The organism is Desulfatiglans sp., assembly GCA_012513605.1.
Classification (GTDB): domain Bacteria; phylum Desulfobacterota; class DSM-4660; order Desulfatiglandales; family HGW-15; genus JAAZBV01.
In genome coordinates this window covers 1-17449 of the sequence record JAAZBV010000146.1, presented here as the reverse complement: position 1 = coordinate 17449, position 17449 = coordinate 1, and the positions used below count along the sequence as shown (strand labels likewise).

General features: G+C 42.5%; 17 protein-coding genes. 7 read left to right on the top strand and 10 right to left on the bottom strand.

Going from position 1 to position 17449, the window contains the following annotated elements; all coding sequences use genetic code 11:
- Positions 1-79: 79 nt before the first annotated feature.
- The 3 genes from GX654_19705 to GX654_19695 all read right to left on the bottom strand — a co-directional run bounded on the left by GX654_19705 (position 80) and on the right by GX654_19695 (position 5088).
- On the bottom strand, positions 80-1321 hold the full coding sequence (locus tag GX654_19705; GenBank protein ID NLD39092.1) for a hypothetical protein: 1242 nt from the start codon (positions 1319-1321) through the stop codon (positions 80-82).
- A gap of 241 nt (positions 1322-1562) precedes the next feature.
- Positions 1563-2558, bottom strand: a complete 996-nt coding sequence (locus tag GX654_19700) for a cyclic nucleotide-binding domain-containing protein (protein NLD39091.1) — start codon at positions 2556-2558, stop codon at positions 1563-1565.
- 214 nt (positions 2559-2772) lie between these two features.
- On the bottom strand, positions 2773-5088 hold the full coding sequence (locus GX654_19695) for a sodium-translocating pyrophosphatase (GenBank protein NLD39090.1): 2316 nt from the start codon (positions 5086-5088) through the stop codon (positions 2773-2775).
- A gap of 616 nt (positions 5089-5704) precedes the next feature.
- Here GX654_19695 and GX654_19690 point away from each other — a divergent pair.
- The 4 genes from GX654_19690 to GX654_19675 all read left to right on the top strand — a co-directional run bounded on the left by GX654_19690 (position 5705) and on the right by GX654_19675 (position 7598).
- A complete protein-coding gene (locus tag GX654_19690; GenBank protein ID NLD39089.1) occupies positions 5705-5920 on the top strand; it encodes a hypothetical protein in 216 nt (71 codons plus the stop codon).
- A 167-nt stretch (positions 5921-6087) separates the two neighbouring features.
- Positions 6088-6537 carry a hypothetical protein gene (locus GX654_19685; protein ID NLD39088.1) on the top strand — a complete coding sequence of 150 codons (450 nt, stop codon included), beginning with the start codon at positions 6088-6090 and terminating at the stop codon, positions 6535-6537.
- Positions 6538-6697: 160 nt separating this feature from the next.
- Positions 6698-7243, top strand: coding sequence for a hypothetical protein (locus GX654_19680; protein NLD39087.1), 546 nt, complete (start codon positions 6698-6700; stop codon positions 7241-7243).
- Between the two features lie 43 nt (positions 7244-7286).
- The gene (locus tag GX654_19675; GenBank protein NLD39086.1) at positions 7287-7598 is read left to right on the top strand and encodes a hypothetical protein; all 312 of its coding nucleotides are present in this window, start codon (positions 7287-7289) and stop codon (positions 7596-7598) included.
- On the opposite strand, the gene GX654_19670 is transcribed toward GX654_19675, so the two are convergent.
- From GX654_19670 to GX654_19645, 6 genes are all read right to left on the bottom strand, one after another.
- Entirely contained in the window at positions 7595-7996 is a 402-nt protein-coding gene (locus GX654_19670) for a type II toxin-antitoxin system VapC family toxin (protein NLD39085.1), read from the bottom strand. The genes GX654_19675 and GX654_19670 overlap by 4 nt on opposite strands.
- Positions 7993-8214 carry a type II toxin-antitoxin system Phd/YefM family antitoxin gene (locus GX654_19665; GenBank protein ID NLD39084.1) on the bottom strand — a complete coding sequence of 74 codons (222 nt, stop codon included), beginning with the start codon at positions 8212-8214 and terminating at the stop codon, positions 7993-7995. Before GX654_19665 ends, GX654_19670 begins: the two co-directional genes overlap by 4 nt.
- 67 nt (positions 8215-8281) lie before the next feature.
- Positions 8282-8890: a GrpB family protein gene (locus GX654_19660; protein ID NLD39083.1), complete on the bottom strand. Its 609-nt coding sequence runs from the start codon at positions 8888-8890 to the stop codon at positions 8282-8284.
- Positions 8891-8995: 105 nt separating this feature from the next.
- On the bottom strand, positions 8996-9442 hold the full coding sequence (locus GX654_19655) for a hypothetical protein (protein ID NLD39082.1): 447 nt from the start codon (positions 9440-9442) through the stop codon (positions 8996-8998).
- A gap of 303 nt (positions 9443-9745) precedes the next feature.
- Positions 9746-11008 (bottom strand): HDOD domain-containing protein, encoded by a 1263-nt coding sequence (locus GX654_19650; protein NLD39081.1) that lies wholly within the window; start codon positions 11006-11008, stop codon positions 9746-9748.
- Positions 11009-11047: 39 nt separating this feature from the next.
- Positions 11048-13537: a glycogen/starch/alpha-glucan phosphorylase gene (locus GX654_19645; protein ID NLD39080.1), complete on the bottom strand. Its 2490-nt coding sequence runs from the start codon at positions 13535-13537 to the stop codon at positions 11048-11050.
- Between the two features lie 984 nt (positions 13538-14521).
- On the opposite strand from GX654_19645, the gene GX654_19640 reads away from it, so the two are divergent.
- From GX654_19640 to GX654_19630, 3 genes are read left to right on the top strand one after another with little or no spacing between them, the layout of a single operon-like run.
- A complete protein-coding gene (locus GX654_19640; protein NLD39079.1) occupies positions 14522-14959 on the top strand; it encodes a helix-turn-helix transcriptional regulator in 438 nt (145 codons plus the stop codon).
- Between the two features lie 14 nt (positions 14960-14973).
- Positions 14974-15198 (top strand): hypothetical protein, encoded by a 225-nt coding sequence (locus tag GX654_19635; protein ID NLD39078.1) that lies wholly within the window; start codon positions 14974-14976, stop codon positions 15196-15198.
- Complete coding sequence (locus tag GX654_19630; protein NLD39077.1) at positions 15191-15520, top strand: hypothetical protein; 330 nt, start codon at positions 15191-15193, stop codon at positions 15518-15520. Before GX654_19635 ends, GX654_19630 begins: the two co-directional genes overlap by 8 nt.
- Positions 15521-16015: 495 nt before the next feature.
- Here the strand turns inward: GX654_19630 and GX654_19625 are convergent, their stop codons facing one another.
- Positions 16016-17101, bottom strand: coding sequence for a methyltransferase (locus GX654_19625; GenBank protein NLD39076.1), 1086 nt, complete (start codon positions 17099-17101; stop codon positions 16016-16018).
- Between the last annotated feature and the right edge of the window lie 348 nt (positions 17102-17449).

Below are 17449 nucleotides of genomic sequence, written 5' to 3'. Positions count from 1 at the left end.
TCTTTGTATCGTGCCATCTATCGCTCCGCTGGAAAGATCGTTGAAGGATGATTGCACTTTATCATATCCAGCGGTTCATTCAATAATTTTTCAATACCTTTAGTACTTTTTCGACAGCTTCAACGTTTCGGGTAATTGAAAGACTGTTACCGTTCCAGTCCTCAATGGCGATGAGCGGCAGTGCGTCATAATTTGTGGCAACACCCTGGAAGATATATCTCAGGCGGCTGTCCGGCGGTATCAATTTGAAGCTCCTGATGCCGGGATCCCCATCCACAACCTTCTGCAGGCGATAGCCGGAACGATCTGCTTCGAACCAGCCGTCCCAGCCCGGTTTATACGAAGGTTCGCCTGCCGGAGCTGTATAGTTAAGTGTTACCTCGGTGGCCTGTGCAAAAGTGGTAACCCCGGTTACATTGGCATTTAAGTCATTGGAAACAGTAAAGTGCAGTTGCTCGCCGCCGTCCATGTATGCTGTAACCCCGTCCGAGGTCTCCATGAGCCAGGCATCATAGGAGAAGCGCCATCCCTGTCCGAGGTTGGTTTTTCCCGCAGAAACGCCTCCATTCCAGGTCATGGCAAGTTCTACCTCCGGCCCCCTTCCTGACCACTGGTAAAGCGTATCCTGAATAACAGGTTTAAGTGTGGCCATGTTGACCCTGTAGCCCGGCAGACCGATTGGGGAACAACCATTGCAGCCTTTTGGCCATTTACGCTTAAAGTCAGGTTCAGTCCTGGCATATCTGGGCAGGCCGTTAAGTTCGGGGCTGCTCATGTTGGCCAATTCATTGGCCATTATATAAATCGCAAGGTATTTTACATTCTCTTCATAGGTAAAGGTGGTATCCATGATCAGGATATATTTGTCAGGCTGATGCCTGGGGTCCGGATAAGCCGGGTCCGCCTGCCAGGGGCTGTAGCGCGCCTGATGCCCCAGGCTCAGCGAGGTCGGTGATGGGCCGTCGCTCATGTTCCAGGACTTTTCCGCCACCCATCTGGTGCCTGCGTCCGGGATGCTGATCGTAAATTTCCGCTGGGCAGTAAAGTTCGAAGTCAGTGCCCTGGCATTCGGAATTTCTGCGTGGACAGTGGGTATGCTCCCTTTGCGTATATTAGCCCTGTAGTAGACGATCTCTGCCGTATTACCAATAGTTACACTGTGATCATGGGTTATACCGCTTACACCACTAATGGTCCAGACAACATTCTCACCCATAAGCTCTGATGTTGTTGTTTCAGCTTCGATATTTGATGGGGATATAATAAAGAACAAACAGGATAAAACAAAAACCGGAACCAGGTTCCAAAATCTATAAAACATTCCGATAAGGCCTCCCGCAGATCTGAATTGATCTGCCTTACTAAAAAATAAAACTTTTTAAAACCATACTTACTTTTGGCTTAGTGTTTACCTGCAATATTAATTTTTAGCACGAATTATATCCGCTGCAACCAATATAAGTCAATAAAAATCACCCACGCCATTGTGCAACCGGAGATTAGTGTTAACAGGTAACGAGTTGAGCATAATATGTTATACACGCCCTGCGCTATTGCCCACTTTACACGCCAAGCAACTTTTTAATATCAAGGACAGGCTGGTCAAACCTTACATGAATTGTATGATCAGCAAGCACAGGGTAGCCGATCCCCCCTATTATGCCGTGCTGTTCGATCTCCTTTGATAAACCCTCTACAGGTATTTTAAATCTTACCTGTAATTTTGCCCCCAGTATTTTATGAGCAATTTCACTTGACAACTTGAAGGAAAACGCCAGCCCCTGTTCAGATATATCGGTGAGGAGCCCCAAAAACGGTTTTCCCATGGGAGAGCCTGCACTGTTCAGCAGTTGCACACCGCACTTTCCTGTGATTTTAATTCTTTTGTTAAGCCTGCGGTCCACCCCCTTTTTCTCAAGAAGAGAGTTTATATCGCCCGATTTTGTGCAATATACCCTGACTTTATTTTCCAGGTCAGGTGATGTTTCGATCCATTTTGACAGGATTTCCCGGCCAACCATACGAAGTTTTATATCTGAACGGGCCTTCAGGCTAAAGGTTCTATAGGCTGTTGTGTAAAAAAAGGTGTCTTCGCCGACAATATCCCCGGGTTTAAGGATTTTTAACACCAGCTCCTCACTATCCTTTACATAAATCATCTTTGCCTCACCCTGATCAACAAAATACAGGCTGTTGTCCTTTTCCCCAAGGGGAAATATTACATCCCCTTCATTGTAAGTCTTTACATTCATGGAAAAATAGAGGTCATTAGTCTCCTCAGCGCTGAGGGTGCTGTATAACCCGACCCATGTTTCATGATGGGCGGTATCAATAGAATTGCTCTTTTCCCGGTCAATGATATCGGCTGATTGTGTTATTTCATGAAGCGCCATTGGAGCAACTTCCATAAGCCTGTCACGAAGGGCCTCTGCTTTGGCAAAATCCCTTTTCTTTGCACACTCGTTAATCAGGTTGAATAATGCCTTTACTGCCTCATCCTTGCTGCCTTCACTGATATACTTATCTATTAATTGTTCCTGTTGTGATACCGAATCCATGCTATTCCTCCTCCAGTAAAAGGATATTCTTGAAAAATGCTGTAAATAGATTGGCTGCCAGGTTAAAAGGTTGATAACAGAAGAATGCCTAACCTGCCATTATTAATACTGAATGCTTTTTTTGGCATATTATAAACCGATGAAGCGGTAAAGACCAATAAAAAAAGCCTGAAGCCTTTTCCAATAAAGGCCTCAGGCTTTTAATTAAAAGTGTTTATTTCCAGGCTATATGCAGCCACTCCTGCACAACCGGTGAGTACTTGACTACTACCGGGCTGAAAACGATGCTGACCATGGTCATGAGCTTGATCAGGATATTAAGTGACGGGCCGGATGTATCCTTGCACGGGTCACCTACAGTATCACCTATTACTGCTGCCCCGTGAACCGGGTTTTTTGATCCATCAGGCAGTTTCTTGCCGCCGTAATTACCTGATTCAATATACTTCTTGGCATTGTCCCATGCGCCGCCCGCATTGTTCAGCATTGTGGCAAGCACAAAACCACAGGCTGAAACACCGGCTAACAGGCCGATAACACCGCCCACCCCAAGCACAAGGCCGGTAATAACAGGGGCAATAATCGCCATGATAGATGGCACAAGCATCTCATGCTGAGCGCCGGCAGTTGAAATGGCAACACAGCGGGCATAGTCAGCGGTCTGCTCACCGGTCATGATACCGGGCATCTCACGGAACTGACGACGTACCTCTTCTACCATCCTGCCTGCTGCGCGCCCTACCGCCTTCATGGTCATGGCGCAGAATACAAATGCCAGCATGCATCCTACAAAGACCCCGGAAAGAACAAGCGGGTTCATCAGATGAGCGCTGTAGATATCAACAAGAGCAAGTATATCAAGCTTATCGACTGTCTCCTTGGTTAACGTCGTGGTGCTTATGACGAATTCGCCTGATTCGAAAACAAAGTGATGCAGCCACATCTTGACCTCTTCAATATATGCTGCAAGCAGGGCAAGAGCTGTTAAGGCGGCAGAACCGATTGCAAAACCCTTTCCTGTAGCGGCTGTCGTGTTGCCAAGCGCATCGAGTGCATCTGTGCGTTCACGCACCTCATGCGGAAGCCCTGACATCTCGGCGTTGCCGCCTGCATTATCAGCTATCGGGCCGTATGCGTCTGTTGCAAGTGTTACACCAAGGGTGGAAAGCATACCAACCGCGGCAAAGGCTATACCGTAAAGGCCATGCATGAAACTGCCAAATCCGCCCGCGAACCCAAAGGCCAGGATAATACCTAAAAGAATAGTCAGAACAGGGAACCCGGCAGAAAACATACCGGTTGCCAGACCGTCGATAATGGTTGTAGCAGGCCCCATAACCGCCTGCCCGGCAAGCTCTTTAGTGGGTTTGAAGTTGCTTGAGGTATAGTATTCTGTGCTCTGGCCTATGATAACGCCTGCGGCGAGCCCGGCGATAACAGAACCGAACATGCCCCATGTGATCATCCCATTGGCTGCCATGATTGCAACAGCTATTAAAATGAGTATTGAACTGCCCAGGGTGCCTGTCAGAAGCGCATTAAGAAGATTCTTCTGGGTTGCGCTCTCCTTGCAGCGAACCATGACTATTCCTACTATGGACATTACATTACCTATGCCGGCAATTATCATCGGGGCGATTACCAGTGACAACCCCTTGGAAAGAGGTGTTCCTGCCGCCTCATTTACTGCTATTGATGCGCCTATTGCTGCTGTGGCCAGTATTGACCCGCAGTATGATTCATAAAGGTCAGCGCCCATGCCTGCCACGTCGCCAACATTGTCACCCACGTTATCAGCGATGGTTGCCGGGTTGCGGGGATCGTCTTCAGGGATCCCTGCCTCAACCTTGCCAACAAGGTCTGCGCCAACATCTGCTGCCTTTGTAAAAATGCCGCCGCCCACGCGTGCAAACAGGGCCTGGGTTGATGCGCCCATACCGAATGTCAGCATAACAATAGTGATCTGTACCAGCTTGTCTGCATCAGTTGAACCGGCCTTTACAAACTGAAGGCCAAGAAAGTTGAGACCTGTCTGCATATGTTCGACTGTATAAAATATCTTATCCAGTAGAATATACCAGAGAGAGATATCGAGGAGCCCAAAACCAACAACAACAAGCCCCATAACAGCGCCGGAACGGAATGCTACTGTTAATCCCGCATTAAGGCTCTTTGATGCAGCCTGTGCAGTGCGGTTGGATGCAGATGTAGCTGTCCTCATGCCCAGGAAACCGCATAATCCTGAAAAGAAACCGCCGGTCAGAAATGCTACAGGTACAAAGGGATTCTGTACGCCCAGGTATGCCAGTATGGTCAGGATTATTACCAGCACGATAAATACCTTCCCGACTGTCTTGTATTGTTTTACAAGATATGCCATTGCACCCTGTTTAACATACCCGGCTATCTCTTTCATTCGATCATTGCCCTCATCCGCGGCCATAACCTGTTTGTAGTAAACCCACGCAAATATCAGTGCCAGAATGCTTCCCAGCGGTGCAAGCCACCACACAAGTGGTGTAAAATTCATTTCACCCATATTAACCTCCTTAAAAATTCTTTGTTAATAAACCATCACGGTTTTATATTAAATATTACCGTTTACTTTTAAATATTACTCATAATTTCAACCGGATAAAACCATATTAATATATTGTTGTCAAAATATATTTGGTTTAGCACATGTAACAGTCAAATCAATTTAAGTAAACATACCCCTCCTTATTTCAAAACTTCAATTAATGCATCTGTCTTTTTATTCAGATGAAATAATTTTCAGCTTTTTAGCAGGAGATTTATTTTTTTTCTAGCTATTAAATATATCTTTTTCTATATTACGCTGGGCATTGAGACGTTTAGATTTTTCTCCGCACATCGGCTTTTGTTTTTTGCTGTGACAATGGTATTAGAATGAAATAGATTGGGAGTAGAATATAAAGGTATAAAGGCCAGGGTTCTCCCCTCTCCCAGAAAAATAAGCATTTTTGTTTTTTGAGTTTATTTTGATGTTAATGTTTAATTAGCTGGATCAATCTAAAATTAATTTTAATTAGTTTATTGTTTGATGTTAGCACGATTCGTGTTCTACCTTATTAGACACGGTTCGTGCTAAGCCCTGTTATTTTTGAAATCGTAGAAAGGAATATATGTCAAAAGGCGGTGGAGATGGACTGGAGGTAATTGGTTATTTCATATTTTTCTGGGCATTTATATTCAGTTCAAAGTTCAGGCAAAGTCAAATTCAAGAATGGAATGAGTCAGGGGTTATTGGTAAATTTTTTATTATAATTGAAGCATGTTCATCAGTTTTATGTGGTGTCTGTCTTCCGGTTTATATTATTTATTTATCTTTTATTGAGTAAAAAAGGGCATTATAAAATAACACATTATCATCACAATTAAGAGTGACTGGCTGCTATCTAGGCTGGCTGAGTTAATAACCTTCGTATCATTATTTCCTTTGTGTCCAAGGTTGCCATCAATCCGCCAGCCCCTTATTGGGGGTTAGCCAAAAATAGGAAACACCAAGATGACCAAGAAAATAGTTTTCATTTCATTCGTTATAATTTTTACTTTTACGCTTACAATATTAGCCATAGCAGAAGAAAAGAAAACCGCCTTTAGTATGCGTGATTGGATGGAAAAGGATAACGGTTTTAAAACGAAACTTGTTAACGAATTTATCTCTGTTGCTAAAAAAAATGGAGTTTTGATTCGATTGCCTGTGGAGTATTATGTAAAAGAAATCGATCTTTTGATTCAGAACTCAATTAACAACGGAAATGAGCATGCGCTTGATAATAGTTGGGCTATCAGCTTCAAAACGATTGCAGCGATGGAGGGAGATTGGGATAATGGTAAAGACAAACTACTGTTTGCGCAGGAACTCATGGGTTCAGAATTATTCAAGCAATTTATAAAGATGTATCCAGATAAATATGAAAAACTATTTAAACAGAGTAAAGATATTAATAAATAACATGGCTAACGAATAAGGATAGATTGTGCGGAGCCACAATCTTATCCTGTGGTTGGACGAGCCCGGTGACTATATAGAGGAAATATAAAAAATAAAGCCATCACATATGAAATTAATAGAGACATCATAGAATAATGAACTTTAACTGAAGGAGAATCTTATGAAATGTCTGGTTTGTAAAAGTGAGAATATGTTCGATAAAGTTGTTGAAGGAAATATAAGAGTAAAGGAATGTAAAGGGTGTGGTGGGCAATGGCTGCCTTCTTCTCAATACTACTCATGGCTTGAGCGGCATGGCAAAAGCCTAAATGATCAGCAATATTCTGAAATAGCTTATGAGGTCATTGATTCGCAAAACGCCAAGATATGCCCAGACTGCGGACGAATACTGCTAAGATTTAATGTCGGCCACGGTCTCAAGTTCAGCCTGGATCATTGCAGTAATTGTAATGGTGTCTGGTTTGATAAGAATGAATGGGCAGCCCTTGTGAGCAGGAACCTTCATGATGAACTCCCAAGGATATTTTCAACAGATTGGCAAAAGCATATTCGAAAGGAGGAAAGGGTTAATTTTTATGAAGAGGTTTACAGCGCAAAATTTGGTAATCAGTATACCCGCATTAAAGAATTCAAGCAATGGCTTGATGAGCAGGAGATAAAGCCAGCTATATTGGCGTTTTTATCTGATCCGAATCCTTATGAATAAAGAAGGCAAACGAAAGATATCATGGTTATTTGGAGCTGTATCTGTGCTCGTTTTAATTGCTGTATTCCTTTATTTTTCCTTTAACCTTCCAAGTGGGGCTGTAACAGAGACTGTGGGGATAATTGAATCAGTTGGGGGCATCCCTAAAAAATATGGCCCAACTAAAATAATTGCATCAGTCAGGCTCAATGATGGCTCAATAATTCAAGCCCATGTGCTTCCAGGGGCTATTGCTCAGAAAGAGCGGGTAGCCCATATTCGCATCCTTCGCAGGTTTCTTTCCGGGACAAAGGTATATGAGGTTTATCGAACAGAGCAGGGGAAATGTATTAATAACCAAGCCCAGCTTCTTTAATCTTCCCATATTCTTTCTACCTTAAGGTAATTATCAAACTTGGTATCGCTGGAAATAATTTTCATCTCTTCACATAGGGCTGTGGCAATAATGAATCTATCAAATGGGTCTTTGTGATTTTCATGTATCTCGAGAGTTTGATAATAAAGGATATGAGAATTCTTTACAGGAATTGTATCAATACCTGCCTGTCTTGTGAGGTTTATAATATTCTTAAAGCCAATTGGTATGTTTAACTTGCCAACATTGATTTTGATAGCTATTTCCCAAAATGAGATCTGGCTAATATAAATATTTGACTTCGGTGAAGTATATATTTCAAATGCCTTTTTCCCGATCCTGTCTTCGTAACCGCAACCCAAAAATATCAAGACATTCGTATCTATCAGGTAGTTCATTCATATTCCTTCATTTCTTCAAGGGGATCATCGAATGTGGTCATGTCTATGTCGCAATTAAAAAAACCTGTTTTTCTTAATAAGGGTTTACCTTTTTCTATAGGTGCAAACTGTAGAATTGGTTCACCGTTTTTCGCAATGATAACCTTCTCTCCTTCTAAAAACCGTGCAACCAACTTGGAAAAATTTGTTTTGGCTTCATGAATATTTATGATCATTTTCTTATCTCCATGGTAGACTAACTAAAATGGACTAAGCAAACTATAACTGTAATGTTTTCCATTGTCAATTATTCGTTGGTTTTGAGTATGAGTATGGACGGTGTGTAAACGCAGCCTTTGCTTCTGCAGTAACCTTTTTAATAAAATCTGTTTTTGCATCTGTATAGGCATCACGATCAATCTCATATCTTTTTGCCAGCACCTTTTTCAGGGCGGCATATTCCTCTGCCACCTTCGGGTTACTGATCAGATAATCCCTGAAATTTATCCTGTCCCATATACTTGCAGCCCCCTCAGGCTCCATATGGATATGGTAACACTGCCCTTTGAAACCCTCCGGGGTGTACCCTTTGACAAACATCAGGTGGTTTACCTGCTCTCTCATGTGGATATACCCGGCAGCGCACATGATTTTCTTAATCTCATTTTGCTGATTATTATAATCTGAAAGTTCTACAAGGATATCAATAGTAGGTTTTGCCAGAAGACCGGGCACAGCGGTGCTCCCTATATGCTCCACTCGTAATGCCCTTTCCTTTGAAAGAAGGCTGAGAAGCTCTTCTTTTTCCTGATTGAAGAACTTTTTCCATTCTTCTTTGTGTTCAGAAAGAATAATCGGGAAAAGCCTGCCCAGCTCTTCCCGGTTTAATGTGTCCAGGTTTTTAATCACAATTTAATACGACCAGCATATCTAAATTGACTTAACAGCATAGTAGAAAGCCATACCAACAAACAATATACGATAAAAATTTCCAACAGGAATAAGCATGTCAATCAGCTATGGAAGATTTTCTATATCATCCAGGTCTTTATGTCTTCCACTTGCCTTTTTATTTTTTTTCAGATGTTCAAGATTTATTATGTTAACTTTAATCCCATCAATTTCTTCAATCATCTTTTCTCTGTAGCAATCTTCAAAAGCTACACCTGAGATACTATTTAATATTTCAATTCTAATGGGTGCAATCCCCATTCGGACAATATTTTTTTCTTTCAGAAATAGCTCTTCTGAAAGTTGAGGGGTGTCAAAACCAAAATCTTTTAAGGCTGAAACCATTAATTTTGCTGTTTCATTGTCTCTTGATATGAAGATATCCAGATCATTCGTTGCCCTTGGATACCCATGATAACCTACAGCATACCCGCCTATCAGAAGATATTTGATCTTCTTTTCATTAAGTTGTTTCAAGAATTCTTTGAAGTCTGGAGGTAGCACTATTTCCATAGTTGATCCTTCTTAACACTTCGATATGCTGCAAACGCTTGATAGGGGATGTTTTAAGCCAATAGTCTTTTTCATCTGATGGATCAGTAAGTGAGATTACTGAGAGATGACTTTTATCAATTTTAATGTCAATAAATTCTTTTTCCATTTTTTAACGATACAGAAAAATTAATAGAAAATTTAAATCTACTGACGCCATTCTTTCATAAATTGACAGGAAAGTCTATTTATCAATTAGACTTTTATACAGATACCATGTTGATATCTGCCCTTTGAAACCCTCAGGTTTACCTGTTCTTTTACCTATTTTTCTGGAACCATAGTTATCTCATTTGCCCAGTCTATTGAATCCTGAAATGCCTTTCTGATCTTGATGGGGTCAAGGCTCAGGTTTCTGATCATTGCATTTGCCTCATCCCACCCTGATTCCTCCATGCGCATTGCAAGCTGGAGAAGTGGCAGATACTCGTTATTGGGGTCATGGCAGAGGGCTGCCTTGAGCTTGTCATCAAGGGGCAGGTACTTTACCACCTCCTTCATCTCCATATTGAGCATGGTATCAATGATTGAGAATGTTCCCAGTAAAAAGAGGCTGTCAGGGTCAAACCCCCAGAAATCATGCTCCCTGGTTATTATCTCCAAAAATTTTCCCCTCTGGGCTGAAACAAACATAAGCTCCGGGGCATTGGGGCTCTGGTTCATATCAGATAAGATCACCACCCTGAGCCATGTCTTCATCTGTTTCCATCCGAGCAGGGTGATGGCCTTGTGAATGGACTGTATCTTCTGGGTAAAACCGAATGCCGCTGAATTGAGGTAGGATAAAAGCCTGAAGCTTATTGAGACATCAGACTGTATCAGCTTTGCAAGCTCATTATAATCAGGGTCTTCCTGCTCTATTATCTTTAAAAGGTTAAACCTTGATATCTCGTTTGATGATATCTTTCTTACTGAGAGCTTTTCAGGGATCTTAAAGAATGGGCCGTGGAAGAGCGAACAGCCGGTTTCAAGGCACATATCAAACCTGTCACTGTTTTTAATATTTTCGGCAAGTATCATTGCATCATATTCATTACCCTTCTGCACAAGCTCCTTCAACTCATCCTTTTTTATCTCAGAGGTGTCCACGCACAGGAGGTCTGTTTCTGAAAAGAGCTTTTCATAGCCTGAAGCGCCTGTAAAACCCCCGATGGCAATATGATACCCATCCTTTTTGAACCTGAGCAGCGAATCCACCACCTCACTGTTCACAAGCATTTTTTCAGGCACCCTCACCACAGCAAGCTTTGGAGGAAGGGCATAGGGTGAATCATCAAGCACATTCTTCTCATTGAAATTTACGATGATCCTCTTTCCCCTCTCCACCACCTGCTGTATCCCGATATAGTTGCTTGATGCGACGTTTACTGCAACATTATCCTCTATCGAGATTGTTTCTCCTATATCGGTAGAATTACATACGCAGACAAGCTCATAACCCCACAGGTCTTTTTTTGTGTTGAACACAGGCTGCCTTGCGATTGATATTGTGATGGAACCCGCGCCATCTCTCTTTTTCTCTGCCATATTGCCTCCTGTTCCCTGACTCAGGTTGAAATTGCCATACTATATGGTTTCTATCCCGCTCTCAGGCGGTTTAATGCCCCAGATATCCCTGGCATATTCAGATACAGACCTGTCGCTTGAAAACCTGCCCATATTTGCTGTGTTCAGGATGGATTTTTTGATCCATTCATTCTTATCTTTAAAGGCTATAGAGACCTGCTCCTGTGTGGCAATATATGAGCGGTAATCAGCCAGGAGCATGTAAAAGTCACCCCTATCCAGAAGCGAGGCGGTTATGGGCCTGAAAAGCGCAGGCTCTTTTGGCGAGAAACGGCCTGACCCGATCATATCTATAGCCCTCTTCAGTTCAGGATCATTATCATAATAGTTCAAGGGGTTATATCCGCCTGCCCTCATGGTTTCCACCTCATATGCCTTAAGACCGAATATAAATATATTATTCTCACCTACCTCCTCCATGATCTCCACGTTTGCGCCGTCAAGGGTGCCTATAGTCACTGCCCCGTTAAGGGCAAGCTTCATATTGCCTGTGCCTGATGCCTCCATGCCTGCTGTGGAGATCTGTTCAGAGAGGTCTGCCGCAGGAATAATCTTTTCAGCCTGTGAGATACAGTAATTGGGCAGAAAGAGCACCTTGAGCATGCCCATCACATCAGGGTCGCGGTTAACCACCTCGGCCACGGAATTTATAAGCTTTATGATGAGCTTTGCCTGAGTATAGGCAGGAGCGGCCTTTCCTGCAAACAGGACTGTCCTTTTCACATGATCGCGGCCAGGGTTTTCCTTGATTCGATTATAGAGGGTAATCACATGCAGGATGTTTAAAAGCTGTCTTTTATACTCATGCATCCTTTTTACATGCACATCAAAAAGGGTATCAGGGTTTACGCCCACCCTGATTTTGCGCAGTATGTAGCGGGCAAGGCGTTTTTTATTCTCAAGCTTTGCATTGTGCCATGCAGCCCTGAACCCTTCATCCTCCGCATAGGGGATAAGCTGTTTCAGTTGTGACAGGTCACTGACCCAACCGTCACCTATAACAGAGGTGATTAGTTTTGAAAGGATTGGGTTTGCCTGATAAAGCCACCTGCGGGGGGTAATGCCATTTGTGATGTTGATTATTTTACCCGGAAAGATACGGTCAAAATCATTAAATAACCCGTTTTTAAGTATCTGCGAATGGAGCGCTGCAACCCCGTTTACAGAATGGCTCCCAACAATAGCGAGATTGGCCATGCGTACAGACCTTATACCTTTTTCATTAATGAGGGATAACCTTGAAAGCACCTGGTCATCGCCATGAAACCTTGTCCTTACACTGTCAAGAAACCTCCGGTTGATCTCATAGATTATCTCCAGATGCCTTGGCAGCACCTTGCCTATAAGGTCAACAGGCCATGTCTCAAGCGCCTCAGGCAGGACAGTATGGTTGGTGTATGCAAAGCTCTTTTCACATATTGCCCATGCTTCATCCCACTCTATGCACTCCTCATCCACAAGGATACGCATCAATTCAGGAATGGCTATTGTGGGGTGTGTATCATTGAGCTGGATCGCAACATAGTCTGAAAAATTATCAAAGGTCTGGTTCTGTTTCCTGTAACGTCTTATGATATCCCTTAATGTTGCAGCCACAAAGAAATACTGCTGCTTCAGGCGCAGCTCCTTCCCCTCTTCCGCCTCATCAGAGGGGTAGAGCACCTTTGATATATTTTCGCTTGTAACCTTTGCCTGTACAGCGCCGATATAGTCACCCTGGTTAAAATACTCCAGGTTAAACTCCCTGCTTGACTGCGCAGACCATAGACGCATGTTTGTTACAAAACTATTATTATACCCTGGGATAAGTATATCGCAGGCCATTGCCATTACTGCATCCCCATCTACCCACCTTACCCGCCTTCTGCCCATATCATCTTCATAGGATTCTGTGCGTCCGTAGAACATCACCTTTTCAAGGTTGTTCTGCCTTCTGATCTCCCAGGCGCTGGTGCGGCGTGACCAGTTATCACACTGCTCGCGCTGATATCCGTCCACAAGTATCTGGTGGAAGATGCCGTAATCATAGCGTATGCCATAGCCGTAGCACGGCATGCCGAGGGTTGCCATTGAATCCATATAACATGAAGCCAGGCGACCCAGGCCCCCGTTTCCGAGCCCTGCATCCCACTCCTCCTCTTCAATCTCCTCAAGATTGAAACCCATCTCTTTTACTGCATCAGAGGCATCTTCCTGTATCCTCAGGCTTGTAAGATAGTTCATCATGAAACGGCCGGGCAGAAACTCCATTGAAAGGTAGTACACACGTTTGGAAAAGGTGTCATAGAATGACCTCTGGGTCTTTATCCACTTTTCTATAAGCCTGTCACGGATGCTGTAGGATAACCCCATAAAGCAGGAGTAATTATCAGGCCTGGAAGGATCATTACCAAGGGTTGACTGTATATGCCGGTAGATATCATCCCTGAAATTGCTATTTGATATTTCAGGGAAAGACGGGGTCTCTTTTCCTTTATCCTTTCTGGCCATAAACGTCTCCTCCGGTTGAATTTAAAAAGGGGAAGGCCCTGTACGGACATTCCCCTGTATAGTTTAGGTTTGACAGGCATCTCTTTTCCTTAAAATCTATACCTGTCAGAACAAGTTGACGCTTAACCTCGATAGGATTATTCACCTGATTTTTTCTGGGCCTTTTTTTCCTTCTTTTCCTTGCGTTTTTCCTTCAGGGATTTTTCAGATTTCTTCTTGGTCTCCTTCTGGGTATCTCTTGACTTTGACATAAAATCCTCCATTTATTAAGGTTGATAGAACAGGCCTGCTGATTACAGGCATCCAGTATCAATTTATGGATTGTTAAAGCGGGCACATTATAACCGCAAATATCGGAATGGGCTAGTGGAAAATTTATCAAGATTAATTTTTATTATATTAAAGGGTGTTCCCTTGCCAGTTATTCAGTTTCTATAATTGACAGATTAAAACGCTTAAATGGCTCTGCATTAAGATGGAAATCGTTTGATAAAGATACTGCTGTTCCAGGTATTGTTGCAGGCAACTTTCAATTACCCTATATTAAAGCATCTTGATCTCTATTTTAATTAACGGGACCTTCATTATTGACAGATTTTACCTCGTCCTATGGTCACAATAGTAATGTTTTGATTTTACGCTCCGCGTCTTATTGCTCAAAATGATAACAGTTGATAATAACTTAATATCTGATTTTTCCTTCAACCACCACACAATAATAAAAGGCGGTCAAAGATAATAACCTTTAACCGCCTTGGTATTACTGCTTCTTTATAGTTATTTTATTATTGAAGGACGTTTCCAACATCAACCAGAGTCCCGCAAAGATGCCGGTTGATGACCTTTTTTCTGCCGGAAAATACCCTTCTTCAAAAACCTGTCAAGTCAAAATGACTCTATTATTAAAAAAATAAGGGTTGTTTTATGTTCCATATATTGCTACATATTGTGTAGCAATATGTCAAGCATTTTCTGAGGAAACCAATGAAACCCAATTTTTTGGTATATAATGCAGGGCATGACAATTTATCGGAAAGGGATGTCATGTCAAAACTTAAAAATATTCATGATGAAAAATCAGTTGGTGAACGAATAGCCAAGCTTAGGATTGAAAGAGGATATTCACAAAGGGAACTTGCCAAAGAAACAGGAATCTCTCACAGGATGATTGCCCATTATGAAAAACAGGCACAGCACCCCCCAACCCATGTTATGCCAGTCATGGCTAAGGCTTTGGGGGTATCCATAGACCAGCTATTTGGACTTAAAAAAATCAAAACAGATGAAAAAAATAAAGACATGCGTCTATGGAGTCGTTTTAGTCAAATAGAAAAACTTGACACCAAAGAAAAAAGGCAAGTTATACAGTTGCTGGATACATTCATTGAGAAGGAACAACTAAAACAAAAAGCCCAAGGCTAATGAAAGGGGACACTATGCCTCAAACCGAAAAAATAAATACAAAAGATCTGGCCAACACTCTGGAGCCTATGATCAGGAGGGTTGTCAGAGAAGAGCTGTTAAAGGTTTTAAAAAAGAATGTAGATGTTTTTCATCTTACACCGGATATGCCTCTTTATGATGATATGGAAGATATAAGCCAGCGCAAGGCTAAGGATAAAATCAAACTGCATTCTCATGAAGAGGTCTGGGGTGACTGACTATAAAGCTGTTTATGAAGATAAATTTGTTACAAATTTACGCCGGTACAGTTCAATACGAAAAAATATAAAGCGACGTGTTGAAAGGGTTTTGTCCGATCCATACCAGAACACAGAAATCCTTACCGATGACAGCGGAAAACTTAATTTGAGAGGCTGCCGGAGCGCACGGGTTGACAGAAACTTCCGGATTATTTTTGTGATCTGCGAGGAATGCATTAACATACCGGAATGCGAGTATTGCTTTTGTGAGGGCCTGGACAGTAAGACAGTTGTCTTCTTAACTGTCGGACCTCATGACGAGGCTTATGCATTAAAATAGGACGCGACAGGTCTTTGACTGCGGGCTTCAAAGCCTTCAGTTTTTCCGCTGCCACATCCTTCAGCCCATGACTTGTCTTGTACGCTCCTGCAATTTATCCCGCTTATAGCGGGAGTCGCTTGTGCCCACCACCCACCCCTTAAAAACATCAAGGCGGTTAAAAGAAAAACCTTCAACCGCCCTGGTGTTATTGGGTTCTAGGAGTTATTTAGTTTTTTATGGTCCCTTTTTCCACACTAATCTTTTTGCTAAGGATGTCATGCTTTCACCAAATTCTCTCACGCACAGGTAACAGAATACACTCCTTGCCTCAGATACCCTGCTCCTCCTGCTGCCCGAGTACATATCATCCTTTTCAATCCCATATAGATATTCCAGGTTTAAAAGTTATGCTGTGATTAAGAATATTTCGTTGCTGTTTAAGCTTAATATTTTACGCGAATGATTTTATTTTAAAAAGCACTGACAGCAGCAAGCTGTCAGCGCTTTTCTTAATTATCTGCTGTAATTAATACGTGACTGTTTGTAGAGCTCTTCCTGGAATGCAGGAGTCACATATTTTAAGCCCATAAAGTTTAAGAATGATGGTTTCTCAGGTTTGCAGAATTTATCCGCATATTCTCTTGCCATCCTTCTCTGTTCTGCCTCTGAAGTGGTATTAATATCATATTTTTCAGGCAGCACACCTATCATTATTTTATCGCCATACATCTCATATATCTTATGGGTATCATTCATCTCCTGGCCTGCCCATGCATCCCAGCCTGCCGCGATTATATTGGGCACCTGTTTAAAAAGCTGTCCGCAACTGTGCAGTTCAGTGACCTTTCCCTTTGAATGGATAAAATCAGTAACCCTCTTCATGGCCGGAACAATCACCTCTGCCGCGGTATCAGGTGAAAAGAATGTCTCCTTCTGTGAGCCCCAGTCATCATGGATGTAGAAACCGTCTATGTGCTCATAGTAGGTCAGGTACTTGTCAAATATCCTTATATAGAGGTCAGAGAGTTTATGAAACAGCTCCTTTACCGCTTCTTTCTGATCTTCATCGATCATTGCCATTATGGCCCCTTCAAAATCCATAAAGGATATAAGCCTCTCATACCAGCCTGTCTGGAACCATACAAGGTTAAAGCTCTTTTCTGTCAGGTATGTGCCATTATTAAGCTTTGCGCTCCCTTCCCAGTCCCATAAATCTATGTCGGGCCATACGACCTTGTCATACCACTCTGTGGCATCCTCCATAAAGGGTTTGCCGGGCCGCACCATTGAGCCGCCTGCAACCGGGATAAACTCCCAATCAATACCGAACATGTCCTTGCCACCGCCCTCCTTTGCCATATCAAAGGGCTTACCCTCAAGCACAAAGGCGCGGGCTACGTTATCGGGCACGATCCTGGGTGTAAAGATACGGCTGTCAAGCCCGGACACCTGCCAGACCGGCCTTCTTCTTGTCATGGCATAGTATGCGTCCCTCATGGAAACAGGGGAGTTAAATATCTTAAGCTCAGGAGAAAATGGTGTGGCAGGGGTCTTGCCAACCACCTCCAGTTCTTTTGGGTCAAATTTTGGTATCTGCATTATTTTTATCACTCCTTTTTTCAGTATAATTTCTGGACACTTATATACATTAATATCAGTAAAAATCAAACATGATTAATTGCTTAACAATAATAATATACCATATCAGTTTAATAACCCCCTCTTTTACAGGCCCGATTTGAATCTATAAAGACCTTCTTGAAAATTATTCTTTAAAATGCACTGCTTTTTGTGCAAATAAAAAGTTTTTTCCGATCTGAAATCAGTAATTTCCGGTTAAGATGTTGCATAGCACGAGTCCTGGTAAAAGGGGCGGTCTTTTCTTCGTCGATGCTTCCTCCGTTGATGACTTCGTTCAGCTTCTCTTGATTCATTGACAATCTTTAT